The organism is Marinobacter salexigens, from assembly GCF_018860765.1.
Classification (GTDB): domain Bacteria; phylum Pseudomonadota; class Gammaproteobacteria; order Pseudomonadales; family Oleiphilaceae; genus Marinobacter; species Marinobacter salexigens_A.
Genome location: NZ_JAHKPV010000001.1, coordinates 509,865 through 525,578 on the forward strand (window position 1 = coordinate 509,865; position 15,714 = coordinate 525,578).

General features: G+C 54.1%; 15 protein-coding genes. 3 read left to right on the forward strand and 12 right to left on the reverse strand.

Annotation, left to right across the window (positions count from 1 at the left end):
• Nucleotides 1-115 precede the first annotated feature (115 nt).
• Complete coding sequence (locus KO508_RS02350) at nt 116-1,291, reverse strand: type III PLP-dependent enzyme (protein ID WP_216006727.1); 1,176 nt, start codon at nt 1,289-1,291, stop codon at nt 116-118.
• Between the two features lie 237 nt (nt 1,292-1,528).
• Here KO508_RS02350 and KO508_RS02355 point away from each other — a divergent pair, with 237 nt between their 5' ends.
• Nucleotides 1,529-3,883, forward strand: a complete 2,355-nt coding sequence (locus KO508_RS02355; protein ID WP_216006728.1) for a fatty acid cis/trans isomerase — start codon at nt 1,529-1,531, stop codon at nt 3,881-3,883.
• Nucleotides 3,884-3,907: 24 nt separating this feature from the next.
• On the opposite strand, the gene KO508_RS02360 is transcribed toward KO508_RS02355, so the two are convergent.
• A complete protein-coding gene (locus tag KO508_RS02360; protein WP_216006729.1) occupies nt 3,908-4,726 on the reverse strand; it encodes an ATP-grasp domain-containing protein in 819 nt (272 codons plus the stop codon).
• A gap of 158 nt (nt 4,727-4,884) precedes the next feature.
• Between KO508_RS02360 and KO508_RS02365 the strand changes: the two genes are divergently transcribed.
• Entirely contained in the window at nt 4,885-5,253 is a 369-nt protein-coding gene (locus KO508_RS02365; RefSeq protein WP_216006730.1) for a DUF6746 family protein, read from the forward strand.
• A 9-nt stretch (nt 5,254-5,262) separates the two neighbouring features.
• Here KO508_RS02365 and hrpB read toward each other — a convergent pair whose 3' ends face one another.
• From hrpB to KO508_RS02405, 8 genes are all read right to left on the reverse strand, one after another.
• On the reverse strand, nt 5,263-7,752 hold the full coding sequence (hrpB, locus tag KO508_RS02370; RefSeq protein ID WP_216007298.1) for an ATP-dependent helicase HrpB: 2,490 nt from the start codon (nt 7,750-7,752) through the stop codon (nt 5,263-5,265).
• An 8-nt stretch (nt 7,753-7,760) separates the two neighbouring features.
• On the reverse strand, nt 7,761-8,975 hold the full coding sequence (locus KO508_RS02375; RefSeq protein WP_216006731.1) for a YbfB/YjiJ family MFS transporter: 1,215 nt from the start codon (nt 8,973-8,975) through the stop codon (nt 7,761-7,763).
• A gap of 143 nt (nt 8,976-9,118) precedes the next feature.
• Nucleotides 9,119-9,445: an antibiotic biosynthesis monooxygenase family protein gene (locus KO508_RS02380; RefSeq protein WP_216006732.1), complete on the reverse strand. Its 327-nt coding sequence runs from the start codon at nt 9,443-9,445 to the stop codon at nt 9,119-9,121.
• 322 nt (nt 9,446-9,767) lie between these two features.
• Entirely contained in the window at nt 9,768-10,427 is a 660-nt protein-coding gene (locus KO508_RS02385) for an SCO family protein (protein ID WP_216006733.1), read from the reverse strand.
• A 62-nt stretch (nt 10,428-10,489) separates the two neighbouring features.
• Entirely contained in the window at nt 10,490-11,410 is a 921-nt protein-coding gene (gene cyoE / locus KO508_RS02390) for a heme o synthase (RefSeq protein WP_216006734.1), read from the reverse strand.
• Entirely contained in the window at nt 11,407-12,537 is a 1,131-nt protein-coding gene (locus KO508_RS02395) for a COX15/CtaA family protein (protein WP_216006735.1), read from the reverse strand. Before KO508_RS02395 ends, cyoE begins: the two co-directional genes overlap by 4 nt.
• 24 nt (nt 12,538-12,561) lie before the next feature.
• Nucleotides 12,562-13,212: a hypothetical protein gene (locus KO508_RS02400; protein WP_436836602.1), complete on the reverse strand. Its 651-nt coding sequence runs from the start codon at nt 13,210-13,212 to the stop codon at nt 12,562-12,564.
• A complete protein-coding gene (locus tag KO508_RS02405) occupies nt 13,193-13,858 on the reverse strand; it encodes an SURF1 family protein (RefSeq protein ID WP_289851818.1) in 666 nt (221 codons plus the stop codon). Before KO508_RS02405 ends, KO508_RS02400 begins: the two co-directional genes overlap by 20 nt.
• Nucleotides 13,859-13,983: 125 nt before the next feature.
• Between KO508_RS02405 and KO508_RS02410 the strand changes: the two genes are divergently transcribed.
• Nucleotides 13,984-14,187, forward strand: coding sequence for a twin transmembrane helix small protein (locus KO508_RS02410; protein ID WP_216006737.1), 204 nt, complete (start codon nt 13,984-13,986; stop codon nt 14,185-14,187).
• Nucleotides 14,188-14,206: 19 nt separating this feature from the next.
• Here KO508_RS02410 and KO508_RS02415 read toward each other — a convergent pair whose 3' ends face one another.
• Together KO508_RS02415 and KO508_RS02420 are read right to left on the reverse strand one after the other, a co-directional pair.
• A complete protein-coding gene (locus KO508_RS02415) occupies nt 14,207-15,094 on the reverse strand; it encodes a cytochrome c oxidase subunit 3 (RefSeq protein ID WP_216006738.1) in 888 nt (295 codons plus the stop codon).
• A gap of 16 nt (nt 15,095-15,110) precedes the next feature.
• Complete coding sequence (locus KO508_RS02420; protein WP_216006739.1) at nt 15,111-15,710, reverse strand: cytochrome c oxidase assembly protein; 600 nt, start codon at nt 15,708-15,710, stop codon at nt 15,111-15,113.
• Between the last annotated feature and the right edge of the window lie 4 nt (nt 15,711-15,714).

The following is a 15,714-nucleotide window of genomic DNA, read 5'->3' on the forward strand; positions in this document are numbered from 1 at the left end:
GAGCGGGGTGTCTTTTCTGCCGGGAAAAAGATGTCTGAGCGAAGCGAGTTGTTTTTCCCAGAAGAAAAGACACCTCGCTTCGCGGCCCACCCCCAATGAAGCACGCCCTCAGTCTTTAGATGTAGTAATCCTTTAGCGGAGGGAACCCATTGAATTCCACGGCACTATAAGTTGTTGTGTAGGCGCCTGTAGACAACCAGTACATACGGTCGCCAATAGCCAAGTTCAGTGGTAGCGGATACTTGTGGTGCTCATACATGATGTCCGCACTGTCGCACGTTGGACCCGCAATCACACAGTCTTCGCCTTCACCCTTTTTATCCGTCCAGATGGGGAATTTGATTGCCTCATCCAGAGTTTCAATCAGACCATTGAACTTACCCACATCGGTGAACACCCAGCGGTGCAACGCTGTGCGGGATTTGCGAGCGATCAGAACGACCTCACTCACCAAAACACCAGCGTTGGAAATCAACGAACGGCCTGGCTCTATAATGATTTCAGGCAGATCGTCACCGAAATCTTCCTTCAGGAAGCGGGTGATTTCAGACGCGTATACAGCCAACTCGTTGGTACGGTTGATGTAATTCGCAGGAAAACCACCACCCATGTTGATCATTTTCAATTCGATGCCGTCTTCTTCTTTCAAACGCTCAAAAATGACCTTCACCTTGTTCAATGCCGAATCCCACGCACCGATTTCCCGCTGCTGAGAACCCACGTGGAACGACACACCGTAAGGCACCAAGCCAAGATCACGCGCCAGAATCAGCAGATCCATGGCCATATCATTCTCGCAGCCAAACTTGCGGGAGAGAGGCCAATCCGCTGTTTGTGTGCCGTCGGTTAAAACCCGAACGTAAATCTTCGCACCAGGTGCCGCCTTGGCAATGTTACGCAAATCCGCCTCAGAATCCGTGGCAAACATACGCACACCCTTCTCATAAAAAGTGCGAATATCCCGCGCCTTTTTGATGGTGTTGCCGTAGCTGATGCGGTCACCGCTCACACCAAGCGCCATCACCTTCTCCAACTCATACACCGACGCGATATCAAAGCTCGCACCCTTGTCCCGCAATACAGTCAAAACCTGCGGAGCGGGGTTGGCTTTTACTGCGTAATACACATTGGCATAAGGAAAACCGTCCACCAGCTCGTCGTACTGACGATCAATCGTGGCGGTATCAATCACCACAAACGGTGTTTCCTTGGTATTCGCAAATGCTTTGATCCGCTCAAAAGTCTCGGCAGTGTAGTAATCGGCGATGTTAGCGTTGGCTGACTCAGTCATGGATGGTGTTTCCCCCTCGGGGCAAAAAACAGTGCGCGAACGCGGATGCCAGAACCTGAATGGCTCTGGCCAAGAAGCGCGATAATCAGGCTTTCTTTGCCTCACAGATATCAGCAAATCTACCCATAAATCGAACGTAGCCAGAACTCTAAAAAGCCCCTAATCAAAGAGGCTTTAGCGATCAACAACTCAACCGACTATAATTCTCCAAATCCAGACAACCACAACAGGCCCCCAATGCCGAGACTCATTGCAGCAACGCTCCTAACCCTGCTGTTTTTGGCAGGCTGCGCCGAAAACACCACGCCTCCCACATTTAAACAAGCGTTACCCACCGCAAGCCAGCAACCGGTCAGCTTCAACGACGATGTACGTCCTATCGTAGAAGCAAAATGCCTAGCCTGTCACAGTTGCTTTGACGCGCCCTGCCAACTCAAAATGGAATACTCCGATGGCTTGATTCGCGGTGCCCACAAAGACGCGGTTTACGATGGTGCACGCTTCGAAACCCAAAAAACCACCCGCTTGGGAGTCGACGCCCAAACCGAACAGCAGTGGCGAGAGATGGGCTTTTACTCGGTATTGGCAAGAGGCGACCAAACCCGCAGTTTATTTGAAAATATGATTCGCTTGGGCAAGGAGTATGAATTTGCTCCCAACAGTAAATTGCCTGAAGACATAGAGTTGGGCCTATCTCGGGCCAACCAGTGTGTTAACAATGAGAATTTCTCCGACTACGCCAGTGACCACCCTTACGAGGGCATGCCTCTAGCAGTCACTGGCCTCACCGACGACGAGTACGCCACCCTCACCGGCTGGGTCAACCAAGGCGGCGCCATCAGCCCGTTGGTTACCAAGGTAGATGACGCCGAGCAAAGCCACATCAAGCGCTGGGAAAGCTGGCTCAATGACCACAGCCTACGCCAACAACTGACCAGTCGATGGATTTACGAACACCTCTATCTCGCGCACCTATATTTTGAAGATAAGGGCGCCAGCACCCGCTACTTCGACATTGTGCGCTCCTACACAATGCCAGGCACACCCATCGACATGGTGGCAACCCGTCGCCCCAACGACGACCCCGAAGGCTTGGTGTACTACCGCCTGCGCCCGGTCGCTGGCAGCATTGTGCACAAGCGTCACATCACCTTCGAGTTTGGAGAACAACAGTTCGAGCGCACCCGCGAGTTGTTTGAAACTGGCGACTGGCAAGTAGAAACCCTGCCGGACTACAGCCGTGAAAACCGCGCCAACCCCTTTGCCACCTTTGCCGCCATCCCTGCAACGGCCCGCTACCAATTCATGTTGGACAATGCCGAGTACTTCACCCGTACCTTTATTCGAGGGCCGGTATGCCGTGGCCAAATTGCTACCGACGTGATCCGTGACCAGTTTTGGGTGGCCTACCACAATCCAGAAAACGATCTTTATCTAACCAATGCGGAGTATCGCGAAAAAGTAACGCCGTTGCTGGCCTTGCCAGGCCAAGATAGCGCCCTGCTGGATCTGGGTTACAACTGGGCCGAATACAAAGGCAAGCGCAACCAGTATCACAAACTGCGAAACCAAGCCTACGGCGAGACCTACCCTAAAGGTGCCTCTCTTGATCATATCTGGGACGGTGACGGCCATAATACCAATGCGCTACTCACTGTTTTCCGCCATCACGACAATGCTTCTGTACAGCGCGGCCTGATTGGCCAGGTGCCATTAACCAGCTGGTGGATGGACTATCCTCTGTTCGAACGCACCTACTACGAACTGGTGGTGAATTTTGACGTGTTCGGCAACGTGGCTCATCAAGCCCAGACGCGACTTTACTTTGACCTGATCCGTAACGGCGGCGAGCAGAACTATCTCCGCCTAATTCCTCCCGGTGAACGCAATAAGGTTTTGCATCATTGGTATCAGGGCGCAGGCGAGTTCAAGTTGGATTATAGCTATGCCAACATGGACGAGACGGCCCCATCACAGGTGCCTTATGCCACCTCGGCGTTCAATGAAGAATTGGGGGCGCGCCTGCTGTTGAAATTCCAGAAGCTGAATGCAGAGCGGGACGATCCCATAAACCGCTGTGGCGGCAGTGATTGTGGTCGCAAAGACAAGCCCGAATGGATTCGCGAGGCGGATCAGGTGCTGTCAGAACTGGCCGCTACCCGGGCGGAATTCCTTCCTGCCATCAACTACCTACCAAATGTCACTTTCTTGCGAGTGTACAACGAGGAAGGAAAGCGCACGGTTTACACGGTTATCCGTGACCGCGCTCACAGCAACGTCGCTTTTCTGCTAGGAGAGGACTTACGCTACCAGCCCGAAAACGACAAGCTGACCATTTATCCTGGCATTATTGGCAGCTACCCAAACTTCATGTTCGACATTCCCGCGTCGCAACTCGGACTGTTTAAAGACAGAATGAAAACCTTGAAGGCAGAAGAGCCGAAAGCCTTTGAGGCCTTAGTGGGTGTATGGGGCGTTCGCCGCACCCATAGGCAATTCTGGGAGATTCTTCACGATATCACCGCCTGGCAGCGCGAACATCAGCCGTTGCAGGCGGGTATTTTCGATATCAACCGTTACAAGAATCTTTAATCGGCCAGTGTGCCGCCTTCGGGCTCACACTGCCACAGGGCGGGAGGGCTCGGGGGTAGTAGAGCCTCCGGGGTCGCGGGGCTCAGACTCTTGTTGCAGGTACTCTAAAATGGCGTCCTTCAAGTCGCTGCCCTGACCCAGCCCCTGATTGCCAAATAAGCGGTTGAACTCCAGTACGAAGGGATACCCCTCCACCAAAGCAATATCAAAACCAGCATGGTCCACGCCCAAATCTCGGGCAAGCCGCAGCGCCAGATCCGTCATCACTGTCGGCACCGGGCTGTTGTCAATCCTGCCACCCTTGGACACGTTGTTGTAAAAGCCCTGATCGGCCTGAGTACGCCAGTAGGCTGTGACAACTTTATCGCCCACCACCACTATGCGCGCGTCGCGGTCCAGCGGCAGGTATTCCTGAACATATAGAACATCCGTGCGCTCGCAGTATTTGCGCCAGTCGTCACGGGTCTCAATCAGCCACACACCTTCGCCCATACTGGCCTTCGGCAGCTTAGCCACGAAGGGCAACACCATCTCACTCCAGATGTGCTCACGTTCCTCCGGGCCGTTGGCTTCAATGATTGTCCAGGGGATGTGCTCCGGCGCAACTGCCTCAAAAGCCCGGGTCATTTCCACTTTATCGTGGCCAATGAGATAACTGGCAACACTGGGGAAAACCCGACATTTCAAACCATGCACTATCGCATTGAGTTGCCAGTATTCCGGGAACAACACCCAATCTGCGTTGCGCAGCAATTCCTTGTGGCGCAAGTAATTTTCCGGCTTCAATACGGTGGTATCCGGAAAGCCAAGGGTGCGAAAAACATTAAACGATACGAAATTCATGGGCGGGATCGCGCTGATCAAAGTGGGTAAGTTTTAAGCAGTTTTAACCTAGGCGCAAGTATTTTTTGTGATTCGAATTGACGGTGATCATGGTTTTTAAAAGCGCATCTGATAATAATTCGCATTACATTTTGAGTTAACTTATTACGGAGCACACCATGACCATTCTTCGCCAGTTTACCGCTGTAGCCGCCTCTTTGCTGATCGCTGTACCTGCATTTGCAAGCGACAGTGATCATTTCAAGGGTCAGCCATCACACACCCTAGAGCAAGCCGTTGCCAACTTCTCCGAATACAACAATAAGCTCGAAAAAGTGCTGGCCGGAGATCTAACGCCAGAGGCTATGAACGAAGTGCATCAACTAACATACACTCTGGAAAACGCGCTACAAAAACTGGATGACGAGATTGACGCGCTTGAGGAGACCCTTGAGAAGGTTCACAAAGCCTCTGAACACGCCGATCCTGATACCGTGCGCTCTGCTGGCGAGCAATACCTCAGCAATAGCCGAAAGCTCGTAAACTAGTAGTTGGCGTTACTTTCTTTTGACGCCCTGCTGGGCAACAGCGGTTAGCGGATCTTCTGGCCAGGGATGTTTAGGATAACGGCCGCGGGTGTCTTTGCGCACCTGCGGGTACACGTTAACCCAAAAACTGGCCAGATCAGCGGTGACCGCTAGCGGTCTTTGGGCTGGAGACAGCAGATGTATTAATACCGGCACCTTGCCGCCGGCCACTTCGGGCGTTTTCGTCCAACCAAACAACGCCTGCAACTTGGCCGCTAAAACCGGGCCATTCTCAGCGCAATAATCCAGTGTAACGGAGCTGCCAGTGGGAATGGTCAGACTGGTTGGCGCAAGCTCAGCGAGCTGCTGCTGTTGCGGATAATCCAACAGACTGTTCAGGGCGTTTTGCATATTCAGGCGTGCCAAATCAGACCAGCGATGAATGCCTGCCAGAAAGGGGGCCAACCATTGTTCCAGCGACTCTGCCAAAGCCTTGTCACTTACATCCGGCCACTGCTCAGGGTAGTGCTTTGCCAGCAGCGATACTCTTGCCCGCCACTGCTTGGCCGCAGGCGTCCACGGTAGGCTATCCAGCCCTCTACGCCGCACCGCTGCGAGTATGCCCTGCTGAATCAACTCGGGTGACGGCTTGGTTAGTGGTTTCTCTACTAAAATCAGTGCCCCTAACCGCCGAGTTTTTCGCGCAATGACTGTGCCGCGTTTATCATCCCATTCGGCTTCGTCTTGCTCTCTTATATGGGCGGCCAGATCCGTTTCCAAAGTCGCTATGTCCACTGGCGCAGCTAAATAGATCCTTGCTTCTCGGGCCTTGCCGTCTAGGTCTGCTGCCACCAGCCATTCGTGCCGCGCAAGCCCGTCGTCGTCCCGCAACAGGGCGCCTTTGCCATTGCTGAGTTGATAGCGCGGTGTATCGCCGGGGCGACGTTTACCAATACGGTCCGGATAAGCGAGTGCTAACAAACGTCCAACTTCTGTGGCCGTGGCTATGGTTTCCTGTTCCCTGTTTCCATTCGCCTGAGACACCGATAAACGTTTAGCCTGTTGGCGTAGCGCTTGAAGACGGTGTGGATCTATACGTTGCGATCCACGTTCGCCACGAAGGGCTCGAATACGCTCATGCATATCAGCCCCGGCACCCGGCCCCAATATGTCCCTGTCTTCCAGCAACGCAGCAAGCTCGGCCGCCAACCGGCCCAATTCAAGCAACCTGCCCAATAGGACCATGTGGGCAAGCCGGGGATGGATGCCCAATGCTCGGGCTGACTTACCGTGTTCGGTAATCGCGCCATCGCCGTCTAGCATATCCAGCCACTGCAGCAGTTCTACGGCCTGCTGCCAATGGGCAGGCGGTGGCGGATCGATCCACACCAAGTTATCCGGCGTTCGGGCACCCCACTGGGCCAGCTCAAGCGCTAAGGGCGCGAGATCGGCCTCGCGAATCTCCGGTGGCGTAAATTCCGCTAGCCCGAATTGCTCAGACTCACTCCACAACCGATAACACACGCCCGGCTCCACACGGCCTGCGCGGCCTTTGCGCTGCTCTGCGGAAGCCTTGGACACACGGCCGGTTATCAAACGCGTCATGCCGCTGTTCGGGTCAAACACGGCCCTGCGTTGCTGGCCACTATCCACCACCACGCGCACGCCCTCGATGGTCAAACTGGTTTCGGCAATAGCGGTTGCCAATACCACTTTGCGAGTGCCTGCAGCGGCTGGCGCAATGGCCTGATCCTGCTCTGCGGCTTTGAGGTTGCCAAACAAGGGCGCAATCACTACATTCGAAGCCACCCGCCCGGATAAACGCTGGGCCACCCGGTGAATCTCGCCTGCGCCCGGCAAGAACACCAGTATTGAACCCGGCTGCTGCGCCAAGGCTTCGATGACGACCGCCACTATGTGATCCACCAACCGCGGGTTGCGATGGGTGGAAGGCTCAGGGCGATACACTACGTCCACCGGGAAGGCTCGCCCTTCGCTGCTTAAAACAGGTACATCTCCAAGCATGCGGGCAATGGGCGCAGTATCTAAAGTCGCGGACATCACCAGCACCCTTAGATCTTCTCGTAACGCCTCTTGAGTTTCTCGCACCAAGGCAAGACCGAGATCCGCTTGAAGGGAACGCTCATGAAATTCATCGAACAACACAGCAGCGTACTCGTCCAGCATGGGATCGCTCTGGATGAGCCGGGTGAGAATGCCCTCGGTGACGACTTCAATACGTGTAGTGCCAGACACTTTGGTGTCCAGCCGAGTGCGGTAGCCGATGGTTTGCCCAGACTTTTCACCCAATTGCGACGCCATAAATCTTGCAGCCGAGCGGGCTGCCAGCCGCCGTGGTTCCAACATCAGGATCTTTTTGCCATGCAACCAAGGAGCGCCCAGCAATGCGAGAGGCACTCTCGTCGTCTTACCTGCTCCAGGAGGTGCTTGCAAAAGCGCCGTGGTGGTCTGTTCCAGAGTGTGCTTCAACTCTGGGAGAATGTGGTCTATTGGGAGCACGTTTGGCTTCAATCGTGCTGAATCGTTCTTGCGTGCCAAGCTGCTGGGCGGGGCACAAAGAAGACGAAGATAAGGCCGAAAACCAGCGCACCTACGCCGATTCCAAAGGCGGATACCAGAGAGCCGCCAGCATCTAGCCATTGCTTGGTGAGCCAAGGACCGACCATTTGGGTGAAGCCGTATAGGGCAACCATGGCCGCTGACAAACGTGGGCCCTGATGTGGGTGCAGGGCGCGGCCGATGCGTTGGGTCAACAGTACAGTACCCAGAAAAGTACCGCCCACCAGTGCTGCGCACAGCAGTATGCCTAGGGCACCGGGCAAAACGACGGCAGCCACAACACCTACCAACTGAATAAGGAAGTTCAGTTTGAGTGCAGGTATGTCACCCATTTTGCTTCCGAGTCTGTTCCATACCCAAGCGGCGGGAATGGTGCTCAGGGCAACAATTAGCCAAGCGCCATCAAGCAACCAATGTTCGGCATCCAGTTCCAGCTTCGCCAACAATGGCAGGAAGGTCATGGGTAGGATGTAGCCCAACCCGGCACCAGCGTACGAGAGAAACAAGGGGATACTGGCACGGTCTATAAGCGGGGTGTTAGTTGTGCTTTTACCATTCTTGTCCGGCTCTTGGTCTGGCATTTCTAACTTCATCAGCCGGTAAGCACCCCAAATGGCCAAAGGAATGGATGCCAGTGCCACAGGCCACCAACGCTCAGCGCCTTCTAGCCAGTCAGCGGTGCCGGTAACCAGCCCACTGGAGAGCAACAAACCTAAGCCCACACCAATGTAGACCAGCCCACTCATACTTGAGCGGTTGCGCAACACCAACCATTCAAGAATCAGTGCAGGCGCCTGTACGAAAACTACACCATTGGCCACGCCGTTCAACCAACGCGCAGTAGAAATGGCGGTGAGGTTGTCTGTTTGGGTAACGAATATCGTGGTTAACACATGCACCACAAGAAAAGCTGGCAACAAAATACGGATATGGCTAACCCGGTGCCAACGAATCGCCAGCATGGCACCCACTAGATAACCGAAGTAGTTCCAGGTGGCGATGGCGGCACCTTCTGGTGCGGTGAGCTGGCCATCGCCGATCAGGTAGGGCAACAGCGGGGTGTAAACAAAACGGCCAAGCGTGTGCACCACCAAAAGCACGATAGCTCCTGCGGCCAGAACGCCAAAGAGTTCTTTCGGGGTTGTGGAGTTCTGTTGGTACATGCTGTCGGTTCCGGCGAGTGTGTTTCAGCCGTGCAGTTTATGCGAGTACCGCAGCGATGTCAGTTTGACCTTAGCAGAACCGCTCGGGTTGCCGGAGAATTTGAAGAGGAAACGCTACTTTTACAATCTACCGCATGACCGTCTTAAGCTTGCGTAACGCCATAAGCCCGCTCTACCTTTGCTACTCGCACCTCGAATTCGGAATACCAAGTTTTATGGCCCAAACGCTGAGCTTCAAGGTGCTCAGCATTTTGTTTCCAGTTTCGAATCGCTTCCTCGCTCGCCCAGTACGAAACGGTAATACCCACACCCTCACGGGCGGACTCGATACCGAGAAACCCCTCCTGCTGGGCTGCTAGCTCAACCATTCTGTCAGCCATAGCGCCGTAACCATGGTCACCATCCGTGCGAACAGAGCTGAAAATCACTGCGTAATATGGCGGATTTGGAGTTTTAGCGATCCCTGACATGACGTCCTCTTTGTGCTTGCACTTACCCGCTCCCCACTAACTGCGCAATCAATGCCGCCACAGATATAAGTACAGCTAAGCCAATTAACGAAACTATAAAGCCCATCAAGGTATTGACGTAGTTTTGATCATTGATCGGCTCTTTGGGAAAGTAACCAAAACTAAGAATACGACAGACAGGCCACCCAACGTACCAACCGAGCTCCCAGAAGCAAAGCTCCCAAATAAGCCAAATCAAAGAGCGAACAACTAGACCCGCAATGCGGTAGCCAACTTCCGGGCTCGCGGCGAGCCAAATGGAGAAACTCAGCTTGATTCGTTTTTAAGTGTCCTGGCGATTGGCTTTAGCCCACAAATAAATGCGCTCAAAAGCCTCTGCGAGGTGTTCCGGGTTGTGGGGGGGCTGAATCAATGCGGCTAGCTGGCCATCCGGGTTTACCAGCGCAAGGTGCCCGCTGTGGTCGACCAAGGTTTCGCCGTCCACGTCACGATGCACAAATACCGCACTCAGGCTTTGAGCCAGTGCGCGCAGTGTTTCCAAATTTCCAGTCAAGCCGTGGAAGTTTTCACCGAAAAAACCGGTGTAAGCTTTGAGCTGTTCAGGCGTGTCGTTTTCGGGGTCAGCACTAACCAGCAGGTAATCTGGCTGGGGCAGCTCTTTTGAGAGTAACTTATCGGTTCGGCGCAGGTTCGCCATTGCGGCCGGGCAGATATCCGGGCAGTTGGTGTAGCCCACGAACGCAAACGTCCATTTGCCACGAAGGCTGTCCCGGGTAACGGTTTCGCCGTTTTCGTTGGTGAGCGTGAATTCCGCCAATGGTCGAGGCTGGTCATACACATAGGTGTTCATTTCAGCCAGATCCGGAGCAGGCGTCGGCTCCCCGCTATCCACCAGAAATACCTGTCGACCTATGACCAGACCAAATACGAGTACAACCAAAAGCAGAAGTACAAATAACGTGACCTTCAGCGAACGATTCATTAGTGCTCCAAATGGAAAACTCTACGGTAACGCACCCCTCCTGCTGACGCGTCTGCACCAAGTCAGAAAAATACGTAATGATCTACAAGGAGTACCACAAACAGCGCCATCAGGTAAGTGATGGAGTATTTAAAGGTATTTAAAGCAACCCGACGATCGTCGCCTTTCAGCAGCTTTATGGCGTACTGAAGGAAGCGCAGGCCTAGAACCAGAGCTCCCGCCAGATAAATCCAGCCGGACATACCTGTGACAAAAGGTAGCAGGCTGACCGCCAGCAGCATCAGGGTATAGAGCAGGATGTGCAGTTCGGTGAATTTGTTGCCATGGGTGACCGGCAGCATAGGAATGCCAGCTTTGGCGTATTCTTCTTTACGGTGAATCGCAAGAGCCCAGAAGTGGGGTGGGGTCCAAGCGAAAATGATAAGAACGAGCAACAGGGCATGACCCTCTACCTGACCGGTTACGGCTGTCCACCCTAGCAGTGGCGGCATAGCGCCCGCTAACCCACCGATGGTGATGTTCTGAGGCGTGGCCCGCTTTAGGAACAGGGTATAAACGCCAGCGTAACCGACCAATGAAGCCAAAGTAAGCCATGCGGTTAGATGGTTCACCTGCCACATCAGCACCACCATGCCGATACTGGCAAGCAATGTGGCGAAGCCAATCGCTTCTACCGGAGAGATTTTACCGGTGGCTACGGGGCGCTTTCGGGTGCGGGCCATTACGGTATCGATTTTCTGGTCGACCACATGGTTGACCACGGCGGCCGCACCAGCGAGGAAGGCTATACCAAGATTGCCCCAGACCAGCACACTTAAACTGGGCAGCCCGGAGGTGGCCAATAACATGCCAATGGCCGATGTCAGGATCATCAAAGCCACAACGTTGGGCTTGGTCAGCTCCAGATAATCCCGCCAGGATATAGCCCGCATGGATTGACTGGTCGTGTTCTGGGCCGGCAGTACGTCCACTTGCTCACTCATGCCGTTATCTCCTGATGCATTATTGTTGTATGTGTTGCTTTTACAGCTTGCGCCTGAGGCAGCAGGTGGTGCCGCCAGATAAGGTATATCACCGACAACAGCAGTCCAGCACCCATGGCGTTATGGGCGACTGCAATCGGCAGGGGAATATGGAACACAATATTGGCGAGCCCCAGAGTTATCTGGGCTACCAGCGCCGCAGTAACAAGCAATACGGGGCGGTGCAGCTCCCGGTTTTTACTTCGGCGCCAAATCAGGGTGAGCAGCACAGAAAAGTACGCCAGAACCACTAACGCACCGACTCTATGGGTTACATGAATGGCTACGCGCCCATCCGCTGTAAGTTGGCCGCCCAGATAGTTAGGGCCTACGTGTTGGGTGATGTCAAAGCCGTGCTGGAAATCCATGCCTTGCGGCCACCATTGGCCCTGACAGGTTGGCAAATCGGTACAAGCGACGGCGGCGTAGTTGGAAGCCGTCCAAGCGCCTAAGGCAATCTGTAAAACAATCAACAGCAGACCGCCATAAAGCCAAGGGCGAAGGTTGAAGAGGCGAGAAGCAGCCACAGTCGGCTTCAAGGGTTTTTCCGGATCTGTTTTAGCAACGCCGGTTTCTGTCGCCGAGAACTTTTTTAACCTCAGCACCAGCAGGGTCAGTAAGCTCAGCGTGGTAAAGCCTCCAAGAAGATGAAGGGCAACAACTTGCGGCCAGAGCTTCAACGTCACCGTCCACATGCCAAAGGCACCCTGAAGCAGGATAAAACCCGCAATAAATAGGGGCAGTTTGAAAGGCACGCCACTCCGGCGCTGACGCACTGCGCTTGCGGCTAAGCCGAACACCACCAGCCCCAGTGTTCCGGCGGCGTAGCGGTGGATCATTTCCGGCCAGCCTTTGGCCACATCTACGGGCGTGTCCGGGAAACGAGCATTGGCGATGGCAATGTGGGTGTCGCTCTGGGGTACGGTCAGAAAGCCATAGCACCCAGGCCAGTCCGGACAACCCAGCCCGGCATGCACCAGCCGTGTCCAGGCGCCCAGCATGATGACCACCACGGCGAGAACCACTGCAAAGGTCGCCCAGTTTGCCATGGCTCTGGCTTTGGGCTGGCTGTCGGTAGGCAGGTGCATCAAGGTAGTTCCTCCGGGCTGTGCTTAGCCCACCTGTGACAGTTTGAGCAGGTGTTTGAGATCCTTGAGCATGTCCTTACCAGAGTTCTCAGGGCCGTAGTGCATCATCACGTTACCAAAGGGATCAATTAACATGATGCGGGGCTCTGCTTCCGGGTTAATGCCAGCAGGCCAGCCCGGCGTGGTACCCGGCACAGGTCTCAGACGCTCCATCAACCGGTATTCGGTGGGCCAGCGCGCCGCTAGATCACCGGAAATACCACCCAGTACGGCGGCTCGGGATACGCGGTTAGCATTTTTACCCAGTGCAATATTGGCCTGCCGGGCAAGGTAGAGAAGTTCTTCGCAACGGCTATCGCACTCGCCAGCTGCAACCACGAGTAGCCACTGGGGATCTGTCTGGCCTGCGCTAAAGCGTTCAGCCAGAGGCTCACCCGAAAGCGTCTCTAGATTAAGCGCGGCAACAGGCACCGTCGGATTGATCAACGCACCCTGATTGGTGTGGCCTGCCGGGTTTAGCCAACCGGTATAAAACATAATAGTGGCCAAAATCATCGGCCCAAATCCAAGTGCAAACAGCAACATAGCGGTGCGTCTGCCTCTGCGGACCTGTTCCGGTGTAGGGCCTTCTGTTTCTTCCTGCTGTGGTAATTGGTTAGCCATTGTCATTGTCATTATTGGTTCCTGTCTTTCGATAACTCGCCACTACACTCAATATAGTCAGCACCACTGCAAGCGCAAACCATTGTGTTGCATATCCGTAGTGGGTTTGTGGTCCCATGAGATCTGGTTCCCAATCAGCGCGATAAGCTCCCGGCTGTTCGCTGCCGCTAAGCCGAATAATTGCGCTAGGCAACCCCGAAACTTCCATTCTCGCAACGTCTGCAGGAAGTGCCTGTACTCGCCGGGGCCAACTGTCTGAAACGGCTGATTCCCCAGACAGCAAAGGCGGTTCCGGGTAAGGGCTTAATCGACCGGTTAAACTGAAAACACCTTCGGGGGGAGTAACAACGGGTAGCCTGTCTCGGGTTCGTGGCGCTGCCACCCAACCTCTGTTGACCAAAACAGCCGGCCCCTGAAGCGGGTAAAAGGCTGTTAGCACTTCGTAGCCGGCAATGCCATCGCGGGTTCGGTTATCCAACAGCCAACAACGTTCGCCAAAGAGCCCTGTAACCGTAACCGGCCTGCCGTTATCCAACCCGCTAGCAACCTGTTCAGGCCAATCAAGGTTTTGGGCTTCTTGTTGCCATTGCTCGATTAGAATCTGCTTTTCCGAAGCCCGGTTCAGCTGCCAAATACCCAGCCCGACCAACAACGGCAAGAAGGCTCCTGTAAAAACCATTAATCGCCAGTTTAGCTGCCATTTTCGCACGTGTTGCTTTGGCTCAGTCATGGTCTGCTATAGTAAATCTGGCAGCAATCAAAACAAAAACCAGAGACGTCTTTATGCTCAAAGCCCTTATCGTTTTCCTCATGCTCGCCGTGATTTTCAGTCTTTTCAGTGGGTTGTTCTTTCTCATCAAAGACGGAGGCAAAACCAATCGAGTGGTGACTTCCCTCGCTGTGCGGGTAACGCTAAGCGTGCTTCTTTTGGCGGTTATTATTTTGTCTCTGTGGCAAGGGAGCCTGACGTTACACCCGACCCCCTGATCCCGCTCTCTAAGTTGCATCAAATAACGTACACGAATACAAACAATCCCAGCCAAACAACATCCACAAAGTGCCAATACCAGGCCGTCGCCTCAAAGCCGAAGTGATTGTCGCCCGTGAAATGCCCTTTCTGTATGCGTATCAGCATGATAATTAGCATGAGAGTGCCCAGCATCACATGAAAACCGTGAAAGCCGGTTAGCATGAAAAAGGTGCTGCCGTAGATGCCGGATTGAAGCGTCAGGTTAAGCTCCTGATAGGCGTGCATGTATTCTTCCGCCTGGAAGAAAAGGAACACCAGTGCCAATATGATGGTCGCACTAAGCCAGATTTTTGTTTTCTTGCGGTTATCCCCTTTGAGCGCATGGTGGGCTACTGTCACGGTAAACGACGAGGCAACCAGCAAAATGGTGTTCAGCAGCGGCAACCCCCAAGCGCCAATAACGGACTTGGGTGCTGGAAAAGCTTCTGGGTCCGGGTTATTGATCAAAGGCCAAGTGGCTTGAAAGCCCTCCCAGAGCATGTTGGAGCTGCCACGGTCACCCTCACCGCCCAGCCAGGGCACAGCAAACACCCGGGCGTAGAACAGTGCGCCAAAAAACGCCGCAAAAAACATGATTTCGGAGAAAATAAACCAGCTCATACCCCAGCGGAAAGAACGATCCATCTGTGGACTATAGAGCCCGCTTCGGCTTTCTTTGATCACACTGCCAAACCAGCCGAACAGCATGTAAATCATAATCGCGGTGCCGACCGCGAATATCATCCAGTCGCCGCCCGTGCTTTGGCCCTGATTGCTGCTGACCATAATCGAGGCCGCGCCGTAAAGCATGACACCAAGCCCCACCGTGGCCACAATCGGCCACTTGCTCTGTTCGGGAACGTAATAGCTCTGATTTTCCGCCATAGCAATCTCCGATGGCTTATCCGTTATCGGTTATTGTTGTGTTCGTTGTGCTTGTTACAGCCGTCTGCGGCTCGCCTTGATCATAAAGTGTGTAAGACAGCGTTAGCTTGGTGATATGGCTAGGCAAATCCTGATCCACAATAAAAACCAAAGGCATATGGGTGTTCTCACCTGCAGATAGCGGCTGCTGGTTAAAGCAGAAACACTCAGTTTTGTGGAAATAAAGGGTACCTTCGGACGGTGACAGGCTGGGTACCGCTTGCCCCACCATATCCTTGTCCGTCGGGTTTTCCGCATAAAAATTCACGGTTGTGGCTTCGCCGGGATGCACCTCAACACTGCGCTCCACCGGCCGAAACACCCAAGGCATGTCTGGCCCGTTCTGGGCCAGAAATTGCACCTTGATCGTACGCGTCATGTCTGCAGCTGTGCGCTCAGTGGATTCATAGCGGCCGCTGGTTTTGCCATTGATGCCTGTAATGTCGCAAAACACATCGTACAGAGGCACCATGGCGAAACCGAAGGCAAACATGCCGACCACGCTGGCGACACACCAGCCAATAACCCGTGTATTACTGCGTTGGGGCGTCGGTTTATTTGCCTGTTGCTCAGCCATTTCT

Bases quoted from the DNA above. Each gene is read 5' to 3' on its own strand.
- KO508_RS02350 (WP_216006727.1), bottom strand. From the start codon at position 1,291: ATGACTGAGTCAGCCAACGCTAACATCGCCGATTACTACACTGCCGAG.
- KO508_RS02355 (WP_216006728.1), top strand. From the start codon at position 1,529: ATGCCGAGACTCATTGCAGCAACGCTCCTAACCCTGCTGTTTTTGGCA.
- KO508_RS02360 (WP_216006729.1), bottom strand. From the start codon at position 4,726: ATGAATTTCGTATCGTTTAATGTTTTTCGCACCCTTGGCTTTCCGGAT.
- KO508_RS02365 (WP_216006730.1), top strand. From the start codon at position 4,885: ATGACCATTCTTCGCCAGTTTACCGCTGTAGCCGCCTCTTTGCTGATC.
- KO508_RS02375 (WP_216006731.1), bottom strand. From the start codon at position 8,975: ATGTACCAACAGAACTCCACAACCCCGAAAGAACTCTTTGGCGTTCTG.
- KO508_RS02380 (WP_216006732.1), bottom strand. From the start codon at position 9,445: ATGTCAGGGATCGCTAAAACTCCAAATCCGCCATATTACGCAGTGATT.
- KO508_RS02385 (WP_216006733.1), bottom strand. From the start codon at position 10,427: ATGAATCGTTCGCTGAAGGTCACGTTATTTGTACTTCTGCTTTTGGTT.
- cyoE (WP_216006734.1), bottom strand. From the start codon at position 11,410: ATGAGTGAGCAAGTGGACGTACTGCCGGCCCAGAACACGACCAGTCAA.
- KO508_RS02395 (WP_216006735.1), bottom strand. From the start codon at position 12,537: ATGCACCTGCCTACCGACAGCCAGCCCAAAGCCAGAGCCATGGCAAAC.
- KO508_RS02400 (WP_436836602.1), bottom strand. From the start codon at position 13,212: ATGACAATGACAATGGCTAACCAATTACCACAGCAGGAAGAAACAGAA.
- KO508_RS02410 (WP_216006737.1), top strand. From the start codon at position 13,984: ATGCTCAAAGCCCTTATCGTTTTCCTCATGCTCGCCGTGATTTTCAGT.
- KO508_RS02415 (WP_216006738.1), bottom strand. From the start codon at position 15,094: ATGGCGGAAAATCAGAGCTATTACGTTCCCGAACAGAGCAAGTGGCCG.
- KO508_RS02420 (WP_216006739.1), bottom strand. From the start codon at position 15,710: ATGGCTGAGCAACAGGCAAATAAACCGACGCCCCAACGCAGTAATACA.